The organism is Aliiroseovarius conchicola, assembly GCF_041403445.1.
Classification (GTDB): domain Bacteria; phylum Pseudomonadota; class Alphaproteobacteria; order Rhodobacterales; family Rhodobacteraceae; genus Aliiroseovarius; species Aliiroseovarius conchicola.
On the sequence record NZ_JBGEHL010000001.1, the window covers coordinates 195,713 to 220,998 of the forward strand.

Consider the following 25,286-nt stretch of genomic DNA (forward strand, 5'->3'; position numbering starts at 1 on the left):
GACGATCAGGCGATGATGCCCATGATGTCGGATTCTTTCATGATCAGCAGCTCTTCACCGTCAAGGGTGACTTCTGTGCCGGACCATTTGCCAAACAGGACTTTGTCGCCTGCTTTTACGGCAGGTGCGATCAGTTCGCCGCTGTCTTTGCGTGCGCCTTCACCAACCGAGATGACTTCACCTTCGGCAGGCTTTTCTTTCGCGCTTTCTGGAATGATCAGACCGCCAGCGGTCTTTTCGTCGCTTTCAACACGACGGACCAACACACGGTCATGCAATGGTGTAAATGCCATTTCTGAGACTCCCTAAGCTCAGTTTCATTTCGCTTAGCACTCACCGGATGCGAGTGCTAACGGCGAATAGTTAGGGTTGGAAAATGTGGGAGTCAAGCAATCGGCTGGGATTTATTGGAAGGGCCAATCAGGTTTGCGCCTATTCTTTCAGCAGATCCTCGTACCGCGCATCCGTAAGGGTCTTCATAAAGGCCACAAGTGCGTCGATCCGCTTGTCGTCAAGCGCCGGCCCGTGGGTCAACTCCGCCACTGCCAAGTTTTGCGGGACCTCAGGCATCGCCCAAGGCTTACCTGTTTCCGGGTTGATCTGCCGCTCTGCGTCCAATGTGTTGTACTTGTTGTAGAATTCAACAACAGTGCGCAATTCCTTGAATACACCATTATGCATGTAAGGACCCGTCACAGCGACATTGCGCAACGTAGGGACCTTGAAGCGCCCGGCTGCGTCAACGCTGTCCACCGCTGGGTTTGCCAGCAATCCAAGGTCTGGCCCTTCAACACCATTGGCTGCACGCACCGCCGCATTCACCGGCACGCCGATGTTGTGATACTCATAGTTCGAGAATGTCTCATCCGGTGCAATGGGCGACGTGTTCAACTGGTGGCACAAGTTACAATTGGTGAACTGCTCTGAGAAGAAAAGAACCCGCCCCAGCTCTTCATCCGGTGACAGTTCCACCTCGCCACGCAAGAACCGGTCGTACTTACTGTCAAACGGCGCAAACAGTTCAGTGCCTTCGAAGGCTGCAATCGCTTGCGTCATCGCCTCATAAGTGGCTTCGTCATCGTCCCAAATTGTATCCCCAAACAGGGCCTTGAACGCCGCCACATAACCCGGATCTTCGGCCAACCGGGACACCACTGACGTCTTATCCGGCATTCCCATCTCTATCGGGTTCAGGGGCGGTCCCCCTGCCTGTCCGGCCAGACCGGTCGCACGGCCGTCCCAGAACATGCCGCCGCGCCACACTTTTTCGTCGAGTTGCTCAAAATCTGGAGTGAACCACGCATACGCGGCGGTGGGTGCCTCACGATCACCAAGGCTTTCGCCGTCATCTCCCAAAGAAACCGCGCGCCCAACCTCGGTTTCACGCGGATCTACAAAACCGGCTGACGGGTCATGGCAAGTCGCACAGGATTGGGTGCGGTATTTGGACAGGTTGGTGTCAAAAAACAACGCGCCACCAAGATCTTCAAGCGTGTCAAACGCATAGACCGGAGAAGAGAGACACACCAGCACGCAGCTGGTCAAAATCGGGCGCATTGCATCAGGCTCCTAAGTGTGTTGGCCTCTATTAGCGCGAACTTTCTTGGATTGAAATTGATCCTGATCAAAAAAGTCAGATTAATCTTTTAGCGCCGCCTGCCCTAACGCCGTCAGCCCGTAAACACCGCGCTCGACCCGTTCGAACCAGCCATAGTGATTAAGGGCCATCATTCGTGTGGCATTGGTTACGCCGGCCTCCTTGGCAAGGACCGCCCCGCGCATCGGGCCATGTTTGGCCAGACATGCCGCCAGCCGTTCTGCATCTTGGCGATAGGCCGTCACAATCTTGCCGTTGGTGCCGCCCGTATTGGGGTCGCCGTCCCGACGAGCAAATTCCGAGAGCATTCGCGCCAGTTTCACCTTGGATTTTCGTGGTTGAAACGGAGCCGGATCCACGTGAACTTGCACAAATCCGTCTTTCAGGCGTACAGAAAGCACGCCAAGACCCAATCGCTTGCACAATCCCACATTTCCCTTGAACGTTCGCCAACCAGCCTTACCTGACCAGCGCGGCACCGCGACATACACCACATCCGTCACCGATTGCCGCGCAACGGCCTGTTGCAGAAGGGTCAGTGAGAAGCCAGCCTTCAATTCGACAACCACAGGCGGCGCGTCATCGCGAAGTGCCACAACGTCGGCGGGGCCAACCTCGGATTTCACCTCATAGCCCAGATCCTCAAGCCAGGATTTCACAGGGGCATAAAGCTCGGTTTCGGCAGGTTTTGACATGATCTTGTTCTAACGCTCACGGGCTGCATGAGCCAAGCCATTTACGCACCACCCGTAAGATGTAACAATGGCTCAACCAAAAGGAGTGCCCTGACAGTGACCAAGTAAGCCCATCTGCACCAGATACCCCGATCGGGGCCCGTTTACTTACAGATGACAGGACATCTCATGCGAGAGATCATTTATGACGTTGCCGTCAGTCTTGACGGCTATATTGCAGCACCGGGCGGAGACGTCTCGGCCTTCCCACAAACTGGCGAACACGCGGATGCCTATTTCGAACGATTGGACAGCTATGGCACCGTGATCATGGGCCGCAACACCTATGAATTCGGCTATGCTTTCGGCTTGCAGCCCGGAAGCCGTGCTTATCCACATATGGATCACCACATCTTTTCAACCGGGATCGAATTGCCCGATGGGGCGGATGTGACCGTCGTGCGCGACGATTGGCTGGACCGTCTGAACGAACTGCGTTCGGAGGATGGCAAACCCATCTATCTGTGCGGCGGCGGCGTGTTTGCCGGGTGGGTGTTGGCACAAGGCCTGATCGACAGGCTTGTTTTGAAGAAGGTGCCAATCACACTTGGAGCTGGCATTCCACTGTTTGCCGGTAACCCAATAGCGACCACTTGGCGGACCCAGTCGATGACGCCCTATCCCAACGGCGTAACGCTGTTGGACCTCACCCGCGCCTAACGGATCGCGCCCGCCGTCTGCTCCCCTGAATTGCTGCAACGCAGCAGGTGACAAAGGCGGGCGCGCATCATATAAGGCGGCAAAATTTACGCACACCAAGACGGATGACGCACATGACCACGCTTGTTTTCGGCCACAAATCCCCTGACACCGACTCGACAGGTTCGCCCCTGATCTGGGCCTGGTATCTGAACGAAGTGAAGGGCGTCGACGCAAAGCCCGTTTTGCTAGGCCAGCCGAACACCGAAGCTGCCTTCATGCTGAAACGCTGGGGCTTTGACATGCTCGACATTATCGAGGACGTCGCCGACGACCAGCCCTGCGTTATCGTCGACACCAACAACCCAGCCGAGCTGCCCGCCAACATCAACGGTGCGGACGTGCAAGCCATCATCGACCACCACAAGCTGGTCGGTGGTCTGGAAACCAAAGGCGCGATCGATATCACCATTCGTCCGCTGGCCTGCACCGCGACCATCATGTACGACCTGATGGGCGACGACGCCGCTAAAATGCCCGAAGCCATCAAAGGCGCGGCCTTGACCTGCATCCTGTCGGACACGCTGGAGTTCCGCTCGCCCACCACCACCGACCGCGACCGCGAAGTCGTGGCCACTCTGGCGGCTGATCTGGGCGTGAACGTATCCGAATACGCGGCCGAGATGTTTGCGGCCAAGTCGGACGTGTCTGACTTCTCGGACGCTGAACTGATCCGCATGGACTCGAAAGAGTACGAAGTGTCAGGCACCAAGTTCCGCGTAAGCGTGCTGGAAACCACGGCACCCGAAATCCCGCTGGGCCGGAAAGCAAGCCTGATGGAGACCTTCAAAACCGTCGAAGACGAAGACGGCGTCGACCAAGTTCTGCTGTTCGTCGTGGACATCTTGAAGGAAGAAGCCACCCTGCTGATCCCGAATGACATGGTGAAGGGCGTGGCCGAGAAGAGTTTTGGCGCGACTGTCAAAGGCGACGCCGTCGTTCTGCCCGGCATCATGAGCCGCAAAAAGCAGATCATTCCGAACCTGGCTGTTTAAGTCATCTCGGACATCTGGATTGATAAGGCCGGCGCATTCGCGCGGGCTTTTTTATTGCAGTGACAACAATATTGCCTTTGCAAACTCCCCCAACTGCGTGCACTGTCTTCCCATGACTGACCGAAACGAAAAGGCCCGACGAATGGCACTTCGTCGCGCAAGCGGAAACCGAAAACTACCGAGCCCATCGGAAATCTCGCCACCTCGTGGTCCCGGATACTTAATCGCTCATGCATGCTTCGACTGTAAAAAATCTTGGAAGATGAATCCAATTGACAGCGGGAAAACTTGTCCGGAGTGTAGAAGTGAGGTCTTCTTAATGGGGCGCTCATTCAAAGCCCCCAGAAAATCTGATTCAGAACAATGGGAGAAAGTGAAACGACTTTGGAACGCCGGCTTTCGCTTCCTTAGTTACAGAAGCTATCCCGACGCAGAGAAACTGCCGGAACGACTTTCAGAAGTTGATGATTTCATCTTACGAAATCCACATCATCCCTTCAGAAGTGGTTGCATTAGGTTTGATCCTATCAGACGAACATAGCGCGCGCCCTGACCTCGGGTAGGCGTGAAGCGCTCGCTCAATGGGCGGGCGGCGACCAATTTACTCCACTCCCCCTAGCCACCCCGCTTCCCCTCTGCCATATCTCCCATAACACCCAAGGAGACGCGCCATGACCCGTGTTATTGAAAGCCTGTCCGAGATATCCGCCAACTACGACGCACTGTTCGTCGATCTTTGGGGCTGCGTTCACAATGGGATCACCGCGTTTCCCGAAGCGGTGGCTGCCCTGCGCGCGTATCGGGCATCCGGTGGCTTCGTGGTGCTGGTCACGAACTCTCCTAAACCCCGCGCGGGTGTGATGGAGCAACTGCCGGAATTCGGCGTGCCCTCGGATTGCTACGACACCATTGCCACGTCGGGCGACAGTGCGCGGGCGGCTATGTTCACTGGCGCTATTGGCAACAAAGTCTATTTCATGGGCGAATGGGAACGCGACGAGGGTTTCTTCGAGCCGCTGAACGTGATCGATAACCCGGTCGAGATCACGCGGGTTCCTGTCGATCAGGCCGAGGGGATTGCCTGCTGCGGCCCGTTTGATCCGATGGCCGATTTGGAAGAACTGCGTCCGGCCCTGATGATGGCCAAGCAAATGGGGCAAAAGCTACTTTGCGCCAATCCTGACATCATCGTCGACCGAGGCGAGGAACGCCAGTGGTGCGCGGGCGCGGTGGCCAAAATGTATACCGACATGGGTGGCGAAAGCCTCTATTTCGGCAAACCCCATCCTCCGATTTACGATCTTGCGCGACGGCGCATGACGGCCGATGGGCGCGCGGTGGATGACAGCCGAATCCTTGCGATTGGCGACGGCATTCTGACCGATATCCGCGGTGCCCAGGGCGAAGATATCGATTCTTTGTTTATCACCGGTGGCCTTGCCCGAGACGAGACAAAGACGGACCGCCAACCCGACCCAGCCGCATTAGAACAGTATATTTCCGACCAAATGATCACACCGACCATGGCAATTGGGTATCTGCGATAAGCAGCGAGGCGCCCGGAACACATAAAAACAAGGGCGCAGGCGCTTATCTGCACCGAATTTCACGCAATTCATCGCGTGATTCCAGCCTCTCCAATCTGATCACTCCAGATCACTTTTCCCTTGATTTTCTGCACCTGCAAAGTAATGATATTGCAAGGTTTGGCGATATTTCGTCTTTTTATTACGCAGCCACCCTCTAGGAGGATCCTGATGTTGGACAATTTCCCACGCGGAACAATCTGCATTGAAGAGCTGGAAATCGGCATGTCGCGCCATGTCACGAAAGAGGTGACGGACCGGGATATCGAGATGTTTGCCGAGATTTCGACCGACCGGAACCCAGTTCATTTGGATGACGATTATGCAAATGACACGATCTTTGAAGGCCGCATTGCGCATGGGATGCTGACAGCCGGGCTGATCTCGGCCGTAATTGGCGAACAGCTGCCTGGACATGGCACGATCTATATGGGTCAAAGCTTGACGTTCCTCGCCCCGGTACGCCCTGGCGATACCGTGCGCGCTGAAGTGACCGTGATGGACATTGATCACGCCAAACGGCGCGTGACGCTAAAGACAGAATGCCTGGTGGATGGAAAACCCGTACTAAAAGGTGAAGCCAAAGTTCTGGCCCCGTCCGCCAAGTTCGACTGACCCAATATTTGTACGAAATCCAACCGCGCGGCGCGGCTGGGCTTGCACCTGTTGGCTGTGGGCGATAATGCCAGCATATGCGGATTATTCGTGACTATCAGTTTGTCGAAGATGCGGACCGCGGCGCTTCTGCCGCGATCGGGAATTTCGACGGCGTGCATCTTGGCCATCAGTATGTAATCGACATTGCACGGACCAAAGCCAGTCAGATCGGCGCCCCCTTGGGTGTGATGACATTCGAGCCGCACCCCCGCCAGTACTTCGCCCCGAAATCTGGTCCCTTCCGGCTGATGAACGCCGAAACCTGCGCGCACCGGCTTGAAAAACTGGGTGTAGAGCGACTGTATGAACTCAGCTTCAACGATACGCTGTCGTCGCTGACGCCCGAAGAATTCGCCAAGGACGTCGTACGGGATGGGCTTGGATTGAGCCATGTCGTCATCGGCGAGGACTTTCATTTCGGCAAGGGTCGCGCAGGATCGGCCCGCGATCTGGTGTCATTGGGCGAACGGTTGGGCTTCGGTGTGACGGTGGCTTCCCTCATGTCCGACGATGTGGGCGAAGTCAGTTCGACTGCCATCCGCGCCGCGCTAACCGAAGGCCGCCCCCGCGACGCTGCCCGCATGTTGGGTCATTGGCACCGCATTGACGGCAAGGTTATTCGCGGCGACCAGCGCGGACGTGATCTTGGGTATCCCACCGCGAATATGTCCATCGCCGGTCTTCATCCACCTAAATTCGGCGTCTACGTGGTCGAGGTCGACATCCTGACCGGTCCACATAAAGGCAGCTATGGTGGCGCGGCGTCCATGGGCACCAGACCGATGTTCGGCGAAAACCGACCCAATCTTGAAAGCTTCATTTTCGATTTCACAGGCGACATATATGGGGAAGAGATTTCCGTTGCCTTGGTCGATTACCTCCGCCCCGAAGAGGTGTTCGATGGTCTCGACGCCCTGATTGCCCAGATGGATGCAGATTGCGCCCGAGCGCGCGACATCCTTTCACGTTTGTAAGGTCTGACCAATGATCCGACATATCGTATTCTTTACTGCCAAACGTCCCGAAGATCGCGACAATATCCGCGAAGGTTTGTCTGTTCTGAAGGATATCCCACACAGTCTTCGTCTTGAAATCGCAGAGAATATCGCGACAGACCCGATTCCCGGCCCCTCGCCTGACGTGGTGGTCTATGGAGAGTTTGAGGACGAAGCCCAGATGGCGCTCTATAAGGCTCACCCGCTTTATCAAAAATCGATCGCGCGTGTCCGCCCGCTTCGCGAGATGCGTGTCGCCGCCGATTTCGTATCGAACTGATGGGGCAACTGCGCAAAAAATTCTGGGAGCGTCCGCTTGACGATCTGACCCCGAAAGAGTGGGAGGCACTGTGTGACGGATGCGGCAAGTGTTGCCTAAACAAACTGGAAGATGACGAAACCGGCGAGGTCGTGTTTACCCGCGTCGCCTGCCGCCTTCTGGACGGCGACACCTGTAGGTGTTCGCAATACGACATCCGTCTGCAATTCGTCCCCGAATGTATCGTCCTGACCCCTGAAAATATTGGCGAAACGGCCTATTTTATGCCCGCGTCTTGCGCCTATCGGTTGCGGCACGAAGGCAAACCGCTTGAAGATTGGCACCCGCTTGTGTCCGGTGATCCGGATAGCGTCCACAAAGCGGAGCGCAGCGTTCAAGGCTGGACGGTCCCCGAATTTGAAGTTCCCGAAGATGAATGGGAAGACCACCTGATCGAGGAGCCGCACTGATGTATCTTGCCTCTGACAATTCCGGCCCGGCCCACCCCAAAGTGATGGAGGCTTTGGCCCGAGCCAATGAAGGCTATGCAATGCCCTATGGCGCCGATCCGATCATGGAAGAGGTCCGGGCGCGTATTCGCGAGATATTCGAGGCCCCCGAAGCTGCCGTTTATCTGGTTCCAACGGGAACAGCAGCCAATTCGATTGCGTTGGCCACGCTGACAAAGCCTTGGGAAACCGTGTTCTGCGCGGCCGAGGCGCATATCCACGAGGATGAATGCAATGCGCCCGAGTTCTATTCTGGTGGTGCCAAACTGACGCTTGTGCCGACCAAAGACGCCAAGATGGGCCCGGCCGACCTAAGCGCCAAGATCGCGTTTGAGGAAGGTCGCGGTGTACATGGCCCGCAACGCGGCCCTGTTTCGATTACCAACGTGACCGAACGCGGCACGGTCTATACCGTGCCAGAGCTGACTGCCCTGTGCGATGTTGCAAAAGGCTTCGGCTTGCCGACCCATTTGGACGGAGCGCGTTTCGCCAATGCACTGGTAGCGCTCGGATGTTCGCCCGCCGAAATGACATGGAAAGCCGGTATTGACGCCGTCAGCTTTGGTGGCACCAAGAACGGTTGTTTGGGTGTCGAAGCAGTGATCTTTTTTGATCCCAAGCACGCATGGGAATTTGAGCTGCGCCGCAAGCGCGGCGCGCATCTTTTCTCAAAGCATCGGTATCTGTCCGCACAAATGCTGGCGTATCTAACCGACGACCTGTGGATTGAACTCGCCAAACGCTCCAACGCCGCCAATGCGCGTTTGGTGCGTGGGTTGAAACAGATCGCAGGTGCCTCGTTCCTGCATGAACCCGAGGCTAATATGAGCTTTGCGGGCTGGTCGCGTGCGGGTCACAAGCGGCTGCACGACGCCGGAGCGATCTATTACATCTGGGAAGGCAGTCTGGACGGGAAGGATCCCACCGAAGTTTTGACCGCCCGCATGGTTGCCGATTGGTCGATGTCGAATGAAAACATAGATCGGTTTGTCGACTTGGTGCGTGGCTAGTCCTTGCTCACACCGGCGCCTGTGTATTTACAAATTCCAGAATTGCGTTTGCCACCAGCTCTGGGTGGGTGACCGGCGCCATGTGAGCAGCATTCGCAATCACACGGCGTGTAGCATTTGGCAATCGCCGTTCCATCACGTCCAGCACGACCCGCGCAATCTCGGGTGAGTTGGCCCCTTCCATCAGAAGGACGGGAAATTTGAGCGCCTCAAGCGCACCAGGTGCAGCTTGTTCATGAATGTCATCATGGGTGACAACCTTGCCAGCAGGGATCAAATGAATGCGCTTTGCCATGTCATCGCGCTGCGCCTGTGGCAAAGATTGCCAGACATCGGACCGCCCCCACATGACGTTGAACAACCGAGCTGCCTCCATCCGGTCGCCAGCCCGCATGGCGTCTGCAAATGGACCATTCATATAGGCCAGGTTTTCTGCGAAGACCAGATGCGCCTTGGCAGCGGCGAACAGGACCGGCTCAAACAATGTCAGGCTGCGCACGCGGTCCGGGACGCGTTGCGCCAGCCGCAGAGCTATCGTCGCCCCAAAGCTATGGCCGATCAGGTCCAGCGGGCCATCTGCTTCGCGCTCCAGCAGGGCTTCAGCAATCTCGACACTCACATCCTGATATTCGGGCTCCCCCTCCCAGTCAGCACTTCGCCCATGTCCGGGTAAGTCGAATGCGAGCATCGTAAAATCATCCGAAAGCCTTTTCTGTACCCCGCGCCACGCACCTGAATGCGCGAGCGAGCAATGCACCATCAAAGCCTGACGCGGACCGTCACCCGTCCTACTCCAGTAGGTCGGGCGCCCGGCGAACGGCTCGATCGTCATTAGCCCTTGCTTCCGAGGTGAGCGTCCAACGCGTCCAGTCGATCTTGTCCCCAGAACACCTCGCCGTCGTCGCAGACGTAAAAGGGCGACCCAAAGACGCCGGCATTCACCGCGTCGTCAAGATTGCGTCCATAGGTTTCGGCACCTGCCAACAATCCACTATCCGCAAGCGCGGGATCAAATCCTGCGGCTTCAAGACAGGCCTTGATCACTGTGTCTTCTGCGATGTCCTTTTCTTCGACCCAGCAGGCACGACCGATACCGTTCACAAGTGCGCCCGTGTCACCCGCGCCCGACGCTTGTGCTGCAATAATGGCATAGGAAGCTGGCGCTCCATTGGTCGGCCAGTGTGCCGGTGTGAAGTTCATCGGCATATCGAGCGTTTTCGACCAGCGCTTTAACTCTTGCATCCGATAGTCCATCCGTGATGGATGCCGATCCTTGGGCAGAGTTCCCCCTGTACGGCCAAACAACTGACCGATGTCCAGCGGTTTGTAAGTGACCGTCGCGCCGTGACGCGCAGCACTTTCTTCCAGTCGCGTTCCAGACAGAAAGGCCCAAGGGGACAACACTGTGAAATAATAGTCTACATGGCTCATTTTTACGGCTCCTGTTGCCCCAATACTGTTTCAAGGAATCTATCCCGATGCTATGGGGTGTCAACGTCACGATTCTGTCATATTGACCACCGGGAACCGCTGCCATGCCATCCACAAATGAACCGAAACTCATCTCTGGCAATGCCAACCGGCCCCTGGCCGAGGCCGTCGCCAAACGCATGTCGATGCATCGCGGCGCTGCCGTTGGACTGGTCGACGCGCGTGTCGAGCGATTTAACGATGGCGAGATTTTCGTCGAGGTGTTCGAGAACGTACGCGGCGAGGATATGTTCATCATCCAGCCGACCTCGAACCCGGCAAATGACAACCTGATGGAGCTATTGATCATGGCCGACACGCTGCGTCGGTCATCCGCACGCACCACGACCGCTGTGATCCCCTATTTCGGTTATGCCCGACAGGATCGCCGCACCAAAGCGCGCACACCGATTTCAGCCAAGCTGGTTGCCAACATGATCGCCCAATCGGGGATCGAGCGCGTGTTGACCATGGATCTTCATGCGGCTCAGATCCAGGGTTTCTTCGACATCCCAGTCGACAACCTTTACGCCAGCCCGATCTTTGCCCTGGATGTAAAGCATCACTTTAAAGACTGCCTGGACGAGGTCATGGTGATCTCACCCGACGTCGGCGGCGTGGCCCGCGCACGCGAGCTTGCCAAACGTATCGGTGCACCACTGGCGATCGTGGACAAGCGCCGTGAAAAGGCCGGAGAAGTTGCCGAAATGATCGTCATTGGGGATGTGACTGGCAAGCGGTGTATCATCGTCGACGACATCTGCGACACTGCTGGTACCTTGTGTAAAGCCGCCGAAGTTCTGATGGAAAAGGGCGCCAGTGAAGTCCATGCCTATATCACGCACGGTGTGATGTCCGGCCCAGCCGTCGAGCGTGTGACAAATTCGGTCATGAAATCATTGGTCATTACAGATTCGATTGCGCCAACCAAACCGGTACTCGGTGCAAGTAATATTCGCGTCGTACCGACTGCTCCGATGTTTGCTCAGGCAATTTTGAACATTTGGGGTGGCACATCGGTATCGTCGCTGTTTGATCACGACACGTTAGAGCCTCTCTACGAAGGCATGTATTACTGAGGCAGCTGCTTAGCCTGTCGGTTAAAGGGCCTCTTCGGGCCCTTTTTCGCTGACGGGCTTAGACATCCCAATCATCGTCCCCCCGCAGGCCACCGATTGCCAGCCAATCCACACGGACCCGTGCCACACGGGTATCGCTCCATGTGCGAAAGACGATTTGAAAACCCTTCTCGGTTATATTTTCGGCTGCAATATCGGCACGCGCGTTGGTACGCTTATCCAGATCCCACATGGACACGCTAACATGCACCGAGGGCGACGCGATAAAAGGCTCGGCGAACGCAACGTCTTTGGATAGCTTGCGCGGCCCGTTGCCGGTCCACATTTCGCCGTCATGTTCAAAATCCGAAAACAGAACCGAACTGCCTTGGTCAACCCCGACCATATGGCTCTTGATCCGCCGCATACACCGATATCCCCACAACCCTAGGTCATTTCAGAAGACCTGAAATTACCGGGCCTGGCAAGCCAGTCTAGCGCTTCAACCTCAGGAAGAGCGGGAAGATCAGCATGATCAGCAACGCCGAGAATAAGAAAGGAGCACCGGGCAAATACAGTGCCGCGTCATCGCCTGCGAAGTTCTGAAATATTCCTGTCAGCACCATGGGCGCAATAACGGCTGCAATCGACGCAAGACTTGCAATGACGCCTTGCAACAAACCCTGCCGATCTTCATCCACCATGTTGGCCATCATCGCGGTCATCGTGGGGGGGGCCATGTCTGCGAGTGCTGATACGACGATCACCGCGAACATCACAATAACGCTGCCGGTGAACCCGATAACAACCAAGGCCACGATACCGCAAATGATCGCAAATATGAGCGTCCGGTATTCCCCCAAACGTGGGATTAGCAAACGCATAACAACGCCTTGTGAAAACGCCACAGCGATACCGTAGGCTGCCAGCGTCAACCCGATCAGCGCTGTGCCCCAGCCAAACACCTCGCGCGTCCAAAAGGCCCACAGGGTTGGATAGACCATATTGGCGAACTCGAAGACGAAGATCAGCGCCAGCGGCAATGCCAAGCCGGGAAGTTTGAAGGCATCTAAGATCGAACCAAACGGGTTCAGGTCCCGGCGGCGGAAAGCGCGGCGTTTCTCGGGCTTAAGGCTTTCTGGCAGGACGAAGAAACCGAAGATGACGTTAATCCCTGCCAATACGGCGGCCAACCAAAATGGAGCCGTAATATGATAGCTGGCAACAAAGCCACCAATGGCCGGACCCATCACAAATCCGATCCCAAAGGTCGCACCGATAAGGCCGAAATTCGCGGCGCGCTCTTCGCGTTTCGAGACGTCGGCCAGATAGGCTGTCGCGGTGATATAGGTTCCCCCCGCAATACCCGCCAGCAGACGGCCAATCAGCAGCCACCAAAACGTCGTCGCCAGTGCCATTACGATATAGTCGACTGTCAATGCTACAAGGGCCAACAGCAGGACGGGTCGTCGCCCAAGGCTATCAGAAACTCCGCCGATAATTGGGGCGAACAGGAACTGCATCGCAGCATAGGAGGCCATAAGGATCCCGCCCCAGAACGCGCCGTCAGCTGTGCTGGCCGCGCCAACGCGTTCCATCAGATCAGGCATGATTGGAAACACAATCCCGATCCCCACAGCATCCAACAGGATGGTGGCAAGAACGAACCAAATGGCCGCGCGCGAACTTCCAGGGGTCTTAGTTGTCATGCGCCCATCTGTGACGCGAATACGACCAGAGCGCAAATGCTAAAAGCCCCGCCAGTTGGCAGGGCCTTCTATCTTTTAGGGTGGGTGCGATCAGGCCTTGGCCGACAGTCCCAATTCACTTGCCATTGCGGCAATGTCGACGGTGCGCTTGGCCAGTTCGTCAAGGTTTTCCGTGGTCGCGTTCTCTGATGCGGCAGCCGCATCAGACACGAACGTGTCCAGAACCTCTTGCGTCATCTCAGACACAGGCACAGCACGCTCTGCCAGAACCGATGTGCCGGTTGCTGTAACCTCGGCGAAACCGCCAGTTACTGCGAAATCAGCGTTGCCTTCAGGCGCTTCAACACGAACGATACCCGGACGCAACGTTGTGATCGTCGGTGCGTGGTTCGGCATCGCTGTCATGTCGCCATCAGTACCCGGCAGCTGGACGGCTGTAGCCTGAAGCGAAGCGAGGCTCCGTTCGGGCGACACCAGGTCAAATTGCATCGTATCAGCCATTTTGGGTCTCCTTTTAGGATGATCTGGGGCAGGCTAAGCTGCCCCGTCACGTTCCCAATTAGGCAGCATCAGCTGCCATTTTCTCGGCTTTGGCGATCACTTCATCGATGCCGCCAACCATGTAGAAGGCGCCTTCGGGCAGGTGATCATATTCGCCAGCCACAACAGCCTTGAACGACGTGATTGTGTCTTCCAGAGGAACCTGAACACCGTCAGAACCAGTAAACACTTTCGCAACGTCGAACGGCTGCGACAGGAAGCGTTCGATTTTACGAGCGCGCGCAACTGTCAGTTTGTCTTCTTCCGACAGTTCGTCCATGCCAAGGATGGCGATGATGTCTTGCAGCGACTTGTAACGCTGAAGGATCTGCTGAACGTCGGTCGCAACCTTGTAGTGCTCTTCACCAATGATCAGCGGGTCAAGCAGACGCGAAGTTGAACCAAGTGGGTCAACAGCCGGGTAGATGCCTTTTTCCGAGATCGCACGATCCAGAACGGTCGTCGCGTCCAAGTGAGCAAACGAAGTCGCAGGCGCAGGGTCGGTCAAGTCATCCGCGGGAACATACACGGCCTGAACCGATGTAATCGAACCCGATTTGGTTGACGAAATACGTTCCTGCATCGCACCCATGTCGGTCGCCAGTGTTGGCTGATAGCCAACCGCCGAAGGAATACGACCCAACAGAGCCGAAACTTCCGAACCAGCTTGGGTAAAGCGGAAGATGTTATCCACGAAGAACAGAACGTCCGAACCGGTGTCATCACGGAACTGCTCAGCCAGGGTCAGACCCGACAGGGCAACACGCATACGTGCACCGGGAGGTTCGTTCATCTGGCCGTAGACCAGCGCAATTTTTGATTTTTCCAGATCGTCAGGAACGATAACGCCGGATTCGATCATCTCGTGATACAGGTCATTGCCTTCACGGGTCCGCTCACCAACACCCGCAAACACGGACACACCCGAGTGCACCTTCGCGATGTTGTTGATCAGTTCCATGATCAAAACGGTTTTACCAACGCCGGCACCGCCGAATAGACCAATTTTACCACCCTTGGTGTAGGGCGCCAGCAGGTCGATAACCTTGATGCCGGTGGTCAGGATTTCTGTTTCAGTCGACTGTTCGTCAAACGCAGGGGCATCGCCATGAATTGGGCGGCTGTCTTTCGATTTAACGGGACCTTTTTCGTCAACGGGTTCGCCGATGACGTTCAGGATACGACCTAGCGTTGCGTTGCCAACTGGCACCGAGATCGGTGCGCCGGTGTCAGTAACCGCTTGACCACGGACCAGACCTTCGGACGCGTCCATAGCGATACAGCGCACGGTGTTTTCACCAAGGTGCTGAGCCACTTCAAGCACAAGCTTGTTGCCATTGTTGTCGGTGTCGAGTGCGTTCAGAATTTCGGGAAGGGCATCCTCGAACTGAACGTCCACAACGGCGCCAATCACCTGGGTGATCTTACCTTTAGCGTTAGCCATTGTTGTTTCTCCGGTTTCCTTAGAGCGCCTCGGCGCCCGAAATAATTTCGATAAGTTCGTTGGTGATCACTGCCTGGCGCGAACGGTTGTACTGAATGGTCAGCTTGTCGATCATTTCGCCAGCATTGCGGGTTGCGTTGTCCATTGCGGCCATACGCGCACCCTGCTCTGAAGCAGCGTTTTCCAAAAGTGCCGAGAAGACCTGGGTGGCAACGCCCGAAGGCAGAAGCGTTTCCAGAATACCTTCTTCTGACGGCTCGTAATCATAAATCGTCGACGCAGCCGCACCCTCTTCTGGGGCGTCAAAGCTGGCAGGGATAACCTGCTTGGTTGTCGGGACCTGAGTGATCACGCTTTCGAACCGGTTATAGAAGATCGTCGCCACGTCGAACTCACCCTCGTTGTAGCGATGGATAAGATCGTTCGAAACCGACTGCGCGTTGTCATAGCCAACGTTGCGCACACCCGACAGATCAACATGTTCTACCATACGGTCTTCGAATTCACGCTTCAGTTGCTCGCGGCCCTTCTTGCCAACGGTGATCATTTTCACCGTCTTGCCAGCCGCCAACAGCTCATCGGCCTTGGCACGCGCCATCTTCACGATAGACGAGTTGAAGCCGCCGCAAAGCCCGCGTTCAGCGGTCATGACCACAAGCATGTGGACTTGATCGGAACCCGTACCGGCAAGCAGTTTCGGGGCGCCGTCGCCCCCACCTGAAGCAGCAGCCAACCCACCCAGAACGGCGTTGAACCGATCTGCATAGGGGCGACCCGCTTCAGCCGCTTCTTGCGCCCGCCGCAGTTTTGCGGCGGCCACCATCTGCATGGCCTTCGTGATCTTCCGAGTGTTCTTAACACTCTCGATCCGATTTTTGAGGTCCTTAAGGTTGGGCATCGTTTCCGGCCCCCTTAAGCGAAGTCAGCGGCGAACGCGTCCAGCGCAGCTTTGACTTTGTCCTCAAGCTCACCCTTAACCTTACGGTCGTTGTCGGTGATATCAGCAAGCAAATCAGCGTGGTTCTGACGCAAGTGGTTCAGAAGGCCCGCTTCAAAGCGACCAACTTCGCTTACGTCGATCTTGTCGAGGTAACCATTGGTCCCTGCATAAATCACGCAGACGATTTCAGCGTTGGTCAGCGGCGAGTACTGAGCTTGCTTCATAAGCTCGGTCAGGCGCGCACCACGGTTCAGAAGCTGCTGAGTAGCCGCATCAAGATCGGAGCCGAACTGAGCGAACGCAGCCATCTCGCGATACTGAGCCAGCGACAGTTTCACCGGACCTGCAACCGAAGACATCGCTTTAGTCTGAGCCGATGATCCAACACGCGACACCGACAGACCGGTGTTCACCGCAGGACGGATACCTTGGTAGAACAGTTCAGTTTCCAAGAAAATCTGGCCGTCGGTGATCGAAATCACGTTGGTTGGAATAAACGCGGAAACGTCGCCACCTTGGGTTTCAATCACGGGCAGCGCGGTCAAGGAACCGGAACCGTAATCTTCGTTCAGCTTGGCCGAACGCTCCAACAGGCGCGAGTGAAGATAGAAAACGTCACCCGGATAAGCTTCACGACCGGGCGGACGACGCAGCAGAAGCGACATCTGGCGGTAGGACACAGCTTGCTTTGACAGGTCATCATAAATGATCAGCGCGTGGCGGCCGTTGTCACGGAAGTGTTCGGCCATCGCGGTCGCTGCGTAAGGGGCCAGGAACTGCATTGGCGCGGGGTCAGATGCGGTCGCAGCCACAACGATCGAGTACTCAATCGCGCCGCTTTCTTCCAGTTTCTTAACCAGCTGAGCAACTGTCGAACGCTTCTGACCAACAGCAACGTAGACACAGTACAGTTTCTTGCTTTCATCGTCGCCAGCAGCGTCGTTGTACGACTTCTGGTTCAGGATGGCGTCAAGCGCCACAGCAGTTTTGCCAGTTTGGCGGTCACCAATGATCAGCTCGCGCTGGCCACGGCCAATTGGGATCATCGCGTCGACCGATTTCAGGCCGGTTGCCATCGGTTCGTGAACCGATTTACGCGGGATGATGCCCGGCGCCTTAACGTCAGCGACGTTACGGTTCTTCGTTTTGATCGGACCCTTGCCGTCGATCGGGTTGCCCAGACCGTCAACAACGCGACCCAGAAGCTCGTCACCTGCAGGCACGTCCACGATCGAGTTCGTGCGCTTAACAGTGTCGCCTTCCTTAATGTCACGGTCCGAACCAAAGATAACAACACCAACGTTGTCAGCTTCAAGGTTCAGGGCCATTCCGCGGATACCACCGGGGAATTCGACCATTTCACCAGCCTGGACCTTATCAAGACCGTGCACACGGGCGATACCATCACCGACCGAAAGAACGCGGCCAACTTCGGCCACTTCGGCGTCTTGGCCAAAGTTCTTAATCTGGTCCTTCAGGATCGCAGAAATTTCTGCTGCTTGGATACCCATTATCCGACCTCTTTCATGGAATTCTGCAATGCGTCGAGCTTCGCACGGACTGACGTATCAATCATGCGAGATCCGACTTTGACGACAAGACCACCGATGAGCGTTTCATCGACGGCCAGGTTGATATTTACATCCTTGCCGATTGTAGCTTTTAGAGCTTTGGCAAGTTTGTCTTGTTGCGCCTTGGTCATAGACTTGGCAGCGGTCACGTCTGCAGTGACCTCTCCTTTGTCCTCAGCAATGAGGTTACGCAACGCGGTCACAAGCTGAGGCAATACGAACAAGCGCCGTTTCTGGGCCATAAGCCCAAGCGTGTTCGCAACCATTGGCGAAAGTTTCATTTTCTTGGCGATGGCTGCGATCGATGCGCCTTGTTCGTCCCGGCTGTAAACCGGTGAACTGATCAGGTCGCGAAGGTCTTCGCTATCGGCGAGAGCAGCGTCTAGGGCGGCAACATCCGCCTCGACTGCTTTCAGTTTCTTGCCCTCTTTGGCCAGGTCAAAGACGGCAGTGGCATACCGCTGAGCGATGCCGGTTGAGATCGAGACTGGTTCGGACACGTCCACCCTTCCGATGTCTTTAGCCCCATTGTGATCTGCCTCTCAGCAAACCGGGGCGGCCTACAGATGCCGCAATCGTTGCGTATCATCTAAATCGGAGAAGCGTGTAGCAGGGATAATCGTACCTCGCAACAGGCTTGAACCGGTTTATCGCCAACATATTGTCGCCTTTTCAACCCGCATCGCGTGACAATGCGGCCAGACCCCACCTTCTAAAGGAAAAAAGGAGTTTGCGCATTATCTGTTTGCCCCGAGATCTCGGGATACATTTGCATACTAACACCGCATTTTTCTGACTATGCAATCGCATCATAGCCCAAGGGGTCCATTTGGGACCGCATTTGGCACGTTGATTCTGCAGCTGCGAACGACCGTAGCAGCCCCCTAAGGACCGGACCGTGGCGTACTAGGTTCAGGCACGCCCAGCCCTTCCAGCACTTTCAGCGGTCGCTTCACCGCCTGAGCCAGCCCGGGCCGCTTAGGGGCAGGTATCTGTTTCGAGACTTCGACCATCAAAACACCGCCGGCAAGAATAAGTGGTAGCTGCATTCCCGCACGTTCCCAGAAATTTCCAGTCTTCAGCCAAAACCGCCGCGACGATGGCGGCTGGTACAGCGCGGACATGTGACGCTCCACCCGAAATCCATGCTCCTCAAGCTGCTTTTCAAGCTGGCTAAGGGAATAGGGGCGGCCAAACCCAAACGGGGTTGCATCAGATCGGGCCCAAAGCCCAGCACGGTTCGGGGTGATGAACAAGGCACGTCCACCAGGACCCAAAACGCGATATATTTCGTCCAGTAGAAAGCTCGGCGTCTCTGAGGTCTCGAGCCCGTGCATCACGGCAAGTTTGTCGACAACGCCCGTGTCCAATGGCCAGGTCGTATCCTCGACCAACGCCGAAACGTTCTGCATACCTGCGGGCCAAGGCATAACGCCTTGCGGCGCGGGCATCAGCCCCAACACGCGGCGGGCTGTAGGAAGATATGGTCGCAGCAAAGGCACCGCAAACCCGAAGCCCGCAACAGTCTGCCCCTTGGCCTGCGCGCTTGGCCACATCGCGACCACCTTATCGCGGATCGCCTTTTGCGCTGCACGTCCCAACATGCTGCGGTAATAGAAGTTTCGTAGATCTTGCACATCAAGATGCATAAAAGTGTTTACCGTCGCCCAAACATCGTCGGGCCGAGATTACCCGAACCACCGCAAAAGGGAATGAGCGATCTTGCATTCCGTCAGGAATGCGTCTGGCGCATGACAAGTGCCAGATTGTTTGCCGGCATCTCGATCAGGTCAACGCGCTGCAAACCGGCGTCGGTGCCCCAAGCCTCGATTGCTTCGATGTCCTTATACCCGATGGCGGGATCGTGTTCAGACAACGACGTATGAAAGGCGCGATCCCCATCCGACCGGAATTCTCCACCCGACCGGAAAGGACCGTACAGAAACCAGTGCCCGCGCGGAGACAGATTGCGCGCAACGCCCCGGACGACGGCCTGTGCATCCTGCTTTGCAATCAAATGCATCAGGTTCACTGTCACAGCCATTGCAAATGGACCAGTGCGCCAACTGGGCGCCGTCGCATCCAATGCTTGCGCTACACGCATGTTCAACAACCCCTTCGTTGCCCTCCAACTGTCGATGCTGATCAAGCGCTTCGCGTCGATATCTGTGGGCTGCCAGATCGTATCCGGGAAGGCTTCGGCATAGGCCACAGCGTGCTCTCCAGTGCCCGAGGCAATTTCGAGCGCTATGCCGCCATGAGGAACAAAGGGTTCGATCGCCGCTAGTATCGGGGAAATGTTGCGCGCAGCCGAGGGTGCGGACAATCGCCCGTCCTCGCGCTCGTGCGCGATGGAATGCGGTTTCTCACCAGCCATATCAGCCCCCAGATATAGTCTCAGTATTGAGCCTTGCTCGCGTTTCGGCAAGACTAGAGGTCAAACCCGGAGAAACACATGCTCACACTGGTCACGATCCCCTGTCTTTCTGACAATTATGCCTTTCTACTTCATGACGATGACAGCGGCGACACAGCCTTGGTCGATGCACCAGAAGCTGCTCCGATTCTAACTGAACTTGACGCGCGTGGATGGTCATTGTCCGATATCTGGCTGACCCATCACCACTGGGATCATGTGGACGGGGTGGCCGAGGTCGTGGCCAAAACCGGCGCTCAGGTGATCGGCGCGCGCGCCGATGCGCACCGCCTTCCCGATCTGGCCGGTGCCTATGAGGATGGCGACAGTTTCATGTTTGCCGGTCATACGGTCGACGTGATGGACGTCTCCGGCCATACGGTCGGCCATATCGCCTTCCACGTTCCCGACGCAGGGGCTGCGTTTACCGGGGACAGTTTGATGGCGATGGGATGCGGACGCTTGTTCGAAGGCAGCCCGGCACAGATGTGGGAGAGCCTGTCGAAACTGGCCCTATTACCTCCCGAGACACTAATTTGTTCCGGCCATGAATACACGGCCTCAAACGCTGCATTCGCACGAACTATCGAACCCGACAATACCGCGCTGGCAAGCCGAGCAGCCGAGATTGATCGCTTGCGCGCCAAGGGCCAAGCAACGGTGCCGTCGCGACTGTCAGAAGAGCTGAACACCAACCCATTTTTGCGCGCCCACTTGTCCGATTTAAAAACCGCCCTACATATGAAAGCCGCTTCCGATGCCGAGGTCTTCGCCGAAATCCGACATCGTAAAGACAGTTTTTAAGCATCGTTTACCCGAAATCACGTCTGCGAGAGCTAAAATTGACAAGAAAGGGCTTGAAGATGCGCCCGGAAAACCGAACTTTAAACATATGAGGCGACGGTAAAGGCGGGGCAACCGCCACGCGGCAGATCCCGCACGAGCTACGAGGAGTGTTCAACATGCCATCCTTTTCAAAACCGCTTGAAGAAGCCATCCACCACGCACTTGCGCTGGCGAATGAACGAAAACACGAATTGGCAACGCTGGAACACTTGCTTCTTGCGTTGCTGGATGAACCCGATGCCGCCCGTGTGATGCAAGCGTGCTCGGTCGATCTGGACGTTCTGCGTAAGGTTCTGGTCGAGTTCGTCGACGAAGAACTGACGACGCTAATCACCGATGTCGAAGGCAGCGAGGCGGTTCCGACGGCCGCCTTCCAGCGCGTTATCCAACGCGCCGCGATCCACGTCCAAAGCTCGGGTCGGACCGAAGTGACCGGGGCCAATGTGTTGGTCGCGATCTTTGCTGAACGCGAATCAAACGCCGCCTTCTTCCTGCAAGAACAAGATATGACTCGTTATGATGCGGTGAACTACATTGCCCACGGGGTCGCCAAAGACAGTAGTTTCGGCGAAGCACGCCCCGTCTCGGGCGCACCGGACTTTGAAGAAGACGTGCAAGACGCACAGCCTGCCGAAGAAAACGACAGTGCGCTGGCGAAGTACTGCGTTGATCTGAACGCAAAAGCGCGTGAAGGTGATATTGATCCGCTGATCGGTCGCGAGCACGAAGTTGAACGCTGCATTCAGGTGCTCTGCCGCCGCCGCAAGAACAACCCGCTTTTGGTGGGCGATCCTGGTGTCGGTAAAACGGCAATTGCAGAAGGGCTGGCTGCCAAGGTTGTTGGCGGACAAACCCCCGAGATTTTGTCAGAGACGACGATCTATTCGCTCGACATGGGCGCGCTGTTGGCCGGAACCCGCTATCGCGGTGATTTCGAAGAACGCCTCAAGGCCGTGATGAAAGAGCTTGAAGATCACCCCGATGCGGTGTTGTTCATCGACGAGATCCACACGGTGATCGGTGCGGGCGCCACTTCTGGTGGGGCGATGGATGCATCGAACCTTCTGAAGCCGGCGTTGCAAGGCGGAAAGCTGCGCTGCATGGGTTCGACCACCTATAAGGAATTCCGTCAGCATTTCGAAAAAGACCGCGCACTTAGCCGCCGGTTCCAGAAAATCGACGTCAACGAACCAAGTGTCGATGATGCGGTAAAGATTCTAAAAGGGTTGAAACCTTATTTCGAGGCACACCACAGCGTCAAATACACCGCTGATGCGATCAAGACCGCGGTCGAGCTGTCGGATCGGTATGTGAATGATCGTAAGCTACCCGACAAAGCCATCGATGTGATCGACGAGGCGGGTGCAGCACAGCATTTGCTGGTCGAAAGCAAACGGCGCAAAACCATCGGTGTCAAAGAGATTGAAGCCGTCGTGGCCAAAATCGCGCGCATCCCACCGAAAAGTGTGTCCAAGGATGATACCGAAACCCTGCGCGACCTTGAAAAGGCGCTCAAACGGGTGGTGTTTGGACAGGACAATGCCATCGATGCGCTGTCTTCGGCCATCAAACTGGCACGTGCGGGTCTGCGTGAACCTGAAAAACCCATCGGCAACTACTTGTTTGCCGGGCCAACAGGTGTGGGCAAAACAGAGGTTGCAAAGCAACTCGCCGATAATCTTGGCGTCGAGCTTCTGCGCTTTGACATGTCGGAATACATGGAGAAACACGCGGTTTCGCGCCTGATTGGTGCGCCTCCCGGTTATGTTGGGTTCGACCAGGGCGGTCTTTTGACCGACGGAGTGGATCAGCATCCGCATTGCGTGCTTTTGCTTGATGAGATGGAGAAGGCCCACCCGGATGTCTACAACATCCTGTTGCAAGTGATGGATAATGGCGAACTGACCGACCATAACGGACGGACGGTGAGCTTCCGCAACGTGGTTTTGATCATGACGTCAAACGCCGGCGCGACCGAACAAGCCAAATCGGCTGTCGGCTTCGGCCGAGATCGGCGCGAAGGCGAAGACACCGCGGCGATCGAACGGACGTTCACTCCGGAATTCCGCAACCGTCTCGATGCGGTGATCAGCTTCGCCCCACTGGGCAAAGAAGTGATCTTGCAGGTGGTCGAGAAGTTCGTTCTGCAACTGGAAGCGCAGCTTCTGGATCGCGGCGTCTCGATCGAGCTGACCCGCGCGGCGGCAGAATGGATTGCCGACAAGGGCTATGATGATCGCATGGGCGCACGTCCTCTGGGTCGTGTGATCCAAGAGCACATTAAAAAGCCTCTTGCCGAGGAGCTACTGTTTGGCAAACTTGCGAAAGGTGGGCTGGTCAAGGTCGGCGTGAAGAATGGCAAGCTCGATCTACGGATGGAGAAACCCCAAAGCCCGCAGCTTGGATCGCGCAAAAAGCCACCGCTTTTGACAGCAGACTAAGCACACACTTAAGATCAAATTTGAAAACCCGCTGATTAGATCAGCGGGTTTTTTTCTTTGGATAAGATAGCTTAGCGCTCTGTCAGTTTTAGCTCGATCCGGCGGTTCTGCGCCCGTGCTTCTGACGTGTCTGCCGGGTTAACGGGTCTAAACTCCGCAAACCCGGTGGCAGCAAGCCGTTCGGGAGGGAAACCCAGCTCATCGATCATGAACTCAACGACAGACAATGCCCGCGCCTGAGAAAGTTCCCAATTGTTTCGGAAGATGCCCGTTCCGGATAGCGGTATGTTATCGGTATGCCCATCCACACGTATGATCCAGTCAACCTCGTCCGGGATTTCTCCGGCGACTTCGGCCAACAATTCGGCAACATTTGCCACTTGCGCTTGCCCTTCGGGCTGCAATGTCGCGTTTGCACTGGTGAACAGAACCTCAGACGAGAAAATAAAACGGTCCCCGACAATCTGGACGCCTTCGCGATCACCAAGAACCTCTTTGAGCTTTCCGAAAAACTCGGACCGATAGGCCGCAAGTTCTTTTGCCTCCTCCTCCAACCGTTTGCGCTCTGCCTCCTCGAGTGCCGCCCGCTTGCGTTCTTCTGAAGCCACACGCGCAAGCGCAGAGTTCAGTTCGGAGCCAAGCTTTTGGATCTGGACCTGCGCGTCTGCATCGCGCGCGTTACCGTCATCAAGGATCGCCTGCAGGCTGCCAAGCTGCGCCCGTAGCGCCGCAACCTGTTCATTGAGCAGCGCAATTTTACGCTGCCCTTCAGCGCTTGCCGCTTCTTCCTCGGCCAAGGCAAGATTGGCGGCCGCCAAAAGCCGTGCGCGCTCTTCTGCGTCACTCATCGCGCCCTGCACGGAATTTTCGGCCTCTACGCGCGCTGCCAATGCCGCCGTCAATTGTTCACGTAACGCCGCGCGGTCCGCCAAATCGGCATTCTGGTCTTCAATCTGCACCAAGGCCGAAGCCAGTCGCTCTTCCAAATCGACACCTGCCGCTCGCGCCGCCGCCAACAGTGTCAGCGTTTCTTCGGCATCCTTGCGCTTAGCCTCAAGCGCCAGTGTCATCGCCGTCAGTTCATCATCCGCGGTTTTAAGACGTTCACGCAAAGCTGCAGCCGCGGCGGCTTCGGCCAGTCGCCCTGCTTCTTCATCGCTCAGCGCTTTCGCCATTTCGCCAGCCTTCGCTTCCAAATCAGCCACCAGTGCTTCCAGCGCCTCGCGCTTGGCGGCGGCAAGCCGTGCAGCTTCCGCACCCGCATCGATTTCATCCCGCGCCTTGGCAAGTGCGAGGTTCAACGCTTCCTGTTGTGACACTGCACGTGCTTGTGCTGCCTCCAACTCTTCCACAGATGCTGCCAACGCTTCACCGTCTGCCCGGGCTTGATCACGCTCTGACAGCAATGTGGCAACCTGCGCCTCGAAACTGGTGATCTTTGCTGCCTGAGATGCCAGCTCACCCGCCTGTGCCTCGGTTTGCGAGGTCAGCTGTACGATCAAAGCTGCCTGAGCGTCAGAAACTGACCGAGCTTCCGTCAGCGTGGCATTCAAATTACCGACCTCTCCCTCAAGCGCGTCTGAGCGTGAGCGTTCCAGCCCCAACGCATCGGCCAACTCAGCCACCTGCCCTGACAGTTCATCAAGCTCACTGGCTTGTCCCGATATTGTCTCGCGCAAAATGAACTGTACGATCATAAAGATCGTCAAAACAAACATCAGAACCAGCAGAAGGGCCGTCATCGCGTCCACGAACCCCGGCCAGATCGAGCCGCTCATCCGTTGCACCGATCGACGGGTCAGAGCCATCG

The 25,286-nt window shown here is 56.4% G+C and carries 26 protein-coding genes; 11 read left to right on the forward strand and 15 right to left on the reverse strand.

All coding sequences use genetic code 11. The features are described 5' to 3' along the window. Positions 1–5: 5 nt before the first annotated feature. From V6N04_RS00945 to V6N04_RS00955, 3 genes are all read right to left on the reverse strand, one after another. Positions 6–293 (reverse strand): co-chaperone GroES, encoded by a 288-nt coding sequence (locus V6N04_RS00945; RefSeq protein WP_371168238.1) that lies wholly within the window; start codon positions 291–293, stop codon positions 6–8. A 139-nt stretch (positions 294–432) separates the two neighbouring features. After that, positions 433–1,557, reverse strand: coding sequence for a cytochrome-c peroxidase (locus V6N04_RS00950; RefSeq protein WP_371168239.1), 1,125 nt, complete (start codon positions 1,555–1,557; stop codon positions 433–435). Between the two features lie 81 nt (positions 1,558–1,638). After that, on the reverse strand, positions 1,639–2,292 hold the full coding sequence (locus V6N04_RS00955; protein WP_371168240.1) for a DUF2161 domain-containing phosphodiesterase: 654 nt from the start codon (positions 2,290–2,292) through the stop codon (positions 1,639–1,641). A 168-nt stretch (positions 2,293–2,460) separates the two neighbouring features. Here V6N04_RS00955 and V6N04_RS00960 point away from each other — a divergent pair, with 168 nt between their 5' ends. From V6N04_RS00960 to V6N04_RS00995, 8 genes are all read left to right on the forward strand, one after another. Beyond that, positions 2,461–2,991: a dihydrofolate reductase family protein gene (locus V6N04_RS00960; protein ID WP_371168241.1), complete on the forward strand. Its 531-nt coding sequence runs from the start codon at positions 2,461–2,463 to the stop codon at positions 2,989–2,991. Between the two features lie 113 nt (positions 2,992–3,104). Further along, positions 3,105–4,025: a manganese-dependent inorganic pyrophosphatase gene (locus V6N04_RS00965; RefSeq protein ID WP_371168242.1), complete on the forward strand. Its 921-nt coding sequence runs from the start codon at positions 3,105–3,107 to the stop codon at positions 4,023–4,025. Positions 4,026–4,696: 671 nt separating this feature from the next. After that, positions 4,697–5,572 carry a TIGR01459 family HAD-type hydrolase gene (locus V6N04_RS00970; protein ID WP_371168243.1) on the forward strand — a complete coding sequence of 292 codons (876 nt, stop codon included), beginning with the start codon at positions 4,697–4,699 and terminating at the stop codon, positions 5,570–5,572. A gap of 210 nt (positions 5,573–5,782) precedes the next feature. Beyond that, entirely contained in the window at positions 5,783–6,226 is a 444-nt protein-coding gene (locus V6N04_RS00975; RefSeq protein WP_298568020.1) for a MaoC family dehydratase, read from the forward strand. A 77-nt stretch (positions 6,227–6,303) separates the two neighbouring features. Beyond that, positions 6,304–7,242: a bifunctional riboflavin kinase/FAD synthetase gene (locus V6N04_RS00980; protein ID WP_371168244.1), complete on the forward strand. Its 939-nt coding sequence runs from the start codon at positions 6,304–6,306 to the stop codon at positions 7,240–7,242. 10 nt (positions 7,243–7,252) lie between these two features. After that, positions 7,253–7,543, forward strand: coding sequence for a Dabb family protein (locus V6N04_RS00985; protein ID WP_371168245.1), 291 nt, complete (start codon positions 7,253–7,255; stop codon positions 7,541–7,543). Then, the gene (locus V6N04_RS00990) at positions 7,543–7,992 is read left to right on the forward strand and encodes a YcgN family cysteine cluster protein (protein WP_371168246.1); all 450 of its coding nucleotides are present in this window, start codon (positions 7,543–7,545) and stop codon (positions 7,990–7,992) included. The genes V6N04_RS00985 and V6N04_RS00990 overlap by 1 nt, the downstream gene beginning before the upstream one ends. Beyond that, positions 7,992–9,041 carry a threonine aldolase family protein gene (locus V6N04_RS00995; RefSeq protein ID WP_371168247.1) on the forward strand — a complete coding sequence of 350 codons (1,050 nt, stop codon included), beginning with the start codon at positions 7,992–7,994 and terminating at the stop codon, positions 9,039–9,041. The genes V6N04_RS00990 and V6N04_RS00995 overlap by 1 nt, the downstream gene beginning before the upstream one ends. Positions 9,042–9,048: 7 nt before the next feature. Here the strand turns inward: V6N04_RS00995 and V6N04_RS01000 are convergent, their stop codons facing one another. Beyond that, a complete protein-coding gene (locus V6N04_RS01000; protein ID WP_371168248.1) occupies positions 9,049–9,873 on the reverse strand; it encodes an alpha/beta fold hydrolase in 825 nt (274 codons plus the stop codon). After that, complete coding sequence (locus V6N04_RS01005; RefSeq protein ID WP_371168249.1) at positions 9,873–10,472, reverse strand: 2-hydroxychromene-2-carboxylate isomerase; 600 nt, start codon at positions 10,470–10,472, stop codon at positions 9,873–9,875. Before V6N04_RS01005 ends, V6N04_RS01000 begins: the two co-directional genes overlap by 1 nt. Positions 10,473–10,576: 104 nt before the next feature. Between V6N04_RS01005 and V6N04_RS01010 the strand changes: the two genes are divergently transcribed. Beyond that, positions 10,577–11,590 carry a ribose-phosphate pyrophosphokinase gene (locus V6N04_RS01010; protein ID WP_371168250.1) on the forward strand — a complete coding sequence of 338 codons (1,014 nt, stop codon included), beginning with the start codon at positions 10,577–10,579 and terminating at the stop codon, positions 11,588–11,590. Positions 11,591–11,648: 58 nt separating this feature from the next. Here V6N04_RS01010 and V6N04_RS01015 read toward each other — a convergent pair whose 3' ends face one another. The 9 genes from V6N04_RS01015 to V6N04_RS01055 all read right to left on the reverse strand — a co-directional run bounded on the left by V6N04_RS01015 (position 11,649) and on the right by V6N04_RS01055 (position 20,150). Further along, positions 11,649–11,996: an H-type lectin domain-containing protein gene (locus tag V6N04_RS01015; protein WP_371168251.1), complete on the reverse strand. Its 348-nt coding sequence runs from the start codon at positions 11,994–11,996 to the stop codon at positions 11,649–11,651. 67 nt (positions 11,997–12,063) lie between these two features. Continuing rightward, the gene (locus tag V6N04_RS01020) at positions 12,064–13,278 is read right to left on the reverse strand and encodes a TCR/Tet family MFS transporter (protein WP_371168252.1); all 1,215 of its coding nucleotides are present in this window, start codon (positions 13,276–13,278) and stop codon (positions 12,064–12,066) included. Positions 13,279–13,368: 90 nt separating this feature from the next. Beyond that, positions 13,369–13,779, reverse strand: coding sequence for a F0F1 ATP synthase subunit epsilon (locus tag V6N04_RS01025; RefSeq protein WP_371168253.1), 411 nt, complete (start codon positions 13,777–13,779; stop codon positions 13,369–13,371). Between the two features lie 58 nt (positions 13,780–13,837). After that, complete coding sequence (atpD, locus tag V6N04_RS01030) at positions 13,838–15,262, reverse strand: F0F1 ATP synthase subunit beta (protein WP_371168254.1); 1,425 nt, start codon at positions 15,260–15,262, stop codon at positions 13,838–13,840. Positions 15,263–15,281: 19 nt separating this feature from the next. Further along, entirely contained in the window at positions 15,282–16,160 is an 879-nt protein-coding gene (locus tag V6N04_RS01035; RefSeq protein ID WP_371168255.1) for a F0F1 ATP synthase subunit gamma, read from the reverse strand. 14 nt (positions 16,161–16,174) lie between these two features. Then, a complete protein-coding gene (gene atpA / locus V6N04_RS01040) occupies positions 16,175–17,713 on the reverse strand; it encodes a F0F1 ATP synthase subunit alpha (protein WP_371168256.1) in 1,539 nt (512 codons plus the stop codon). Continuing rightward, positions 17,713–18,273, reverse strand: coding sequence for a F0F1 ATP synthase subunit delta (locus tag V6N04_RS01045; RefSeq protein WP_371168257.1), 561 nt, complete (start codon positions 18,271–18,273; stop codon positions 17,713–17,715). Before V6N04_RS01045 ends, atpA begins: the two co-directional genes overlap by 1 nt. 384 nt (positions 18,274–18,657) lie before the next feature. Then, positions 18,658–19,422 carry a class I SAM-dependent methyltransferase gene (locus V6N04_RS01050; RefSeq protein WP_371168258.1) on the reverse strand — a complete coding sequence of 255 codons (765 nt, stop codon included), beginning with the start codon at positions 19,420–19,422 and terminating at the stop codon, positions 18,658–18,660. A gap of 83 nt (positions 19,423–19,505) precedes the next feature. Then, positions 19,506–20,150, reverse strand: a complete 645-nt coding sequence (locus V6N04_RS01055; protein WP_371168259.1) for a DUF938 domain-containing protein — start codon at positions 20,148–20,150, stop codon at positions 19,506–19,508. A 78-nt stretch (positions 20,151–20,228) separates the two neighbouring features. Here V6N04_RS01055 and gloB point away from each other — a divergent pair, with 78 nt between their 5' ends. Both gloB and clpA read left to right on the forward strand, forming a co-directional pair. Further along, positions 20,229–20,993, forward strand: a complete 765-nt coding sequence (gene gloB / locus V6N04_RS01060) for a hydroxyacylglutathione hydrolase (protein ID WP_371168260.1) — start codon at positions 20,229–20,231, stop codon at positions 20,991–20,993. Positions 20,994–21,151: 158 nt separating this feature from the next. After that, complete coding sequence (gene clpA / locus V6N04_RS01065) at positions 21,152–23,476, forward strand: ATP-dependent Clp protease ATP-binding subunit ClpA (RefSeq protein WP_371168261.1); 2,325 nt, start codon at positions 21,152–21,154, stop codon at positions 23,474–23,476. 71 nt (positions 23,477–23,547) lie between these two features. Here clpA and V6N04_RS01070 read toward each other — a convergent pair whose 3' ends face one another. Further along, positions 23,548–25,284: a peptidoglycan -binding protein gene (locus tag V6N04_RS01070; protein WP_371168262.1), complete on the reverse strand. Its 1,737-nt coding sequence runs from the start codon at positions 25,282–25,284 to the stop codon at positions 23,548–23,550. Positions 25,285–25,286: the final 2 nt, after the last annotated feature.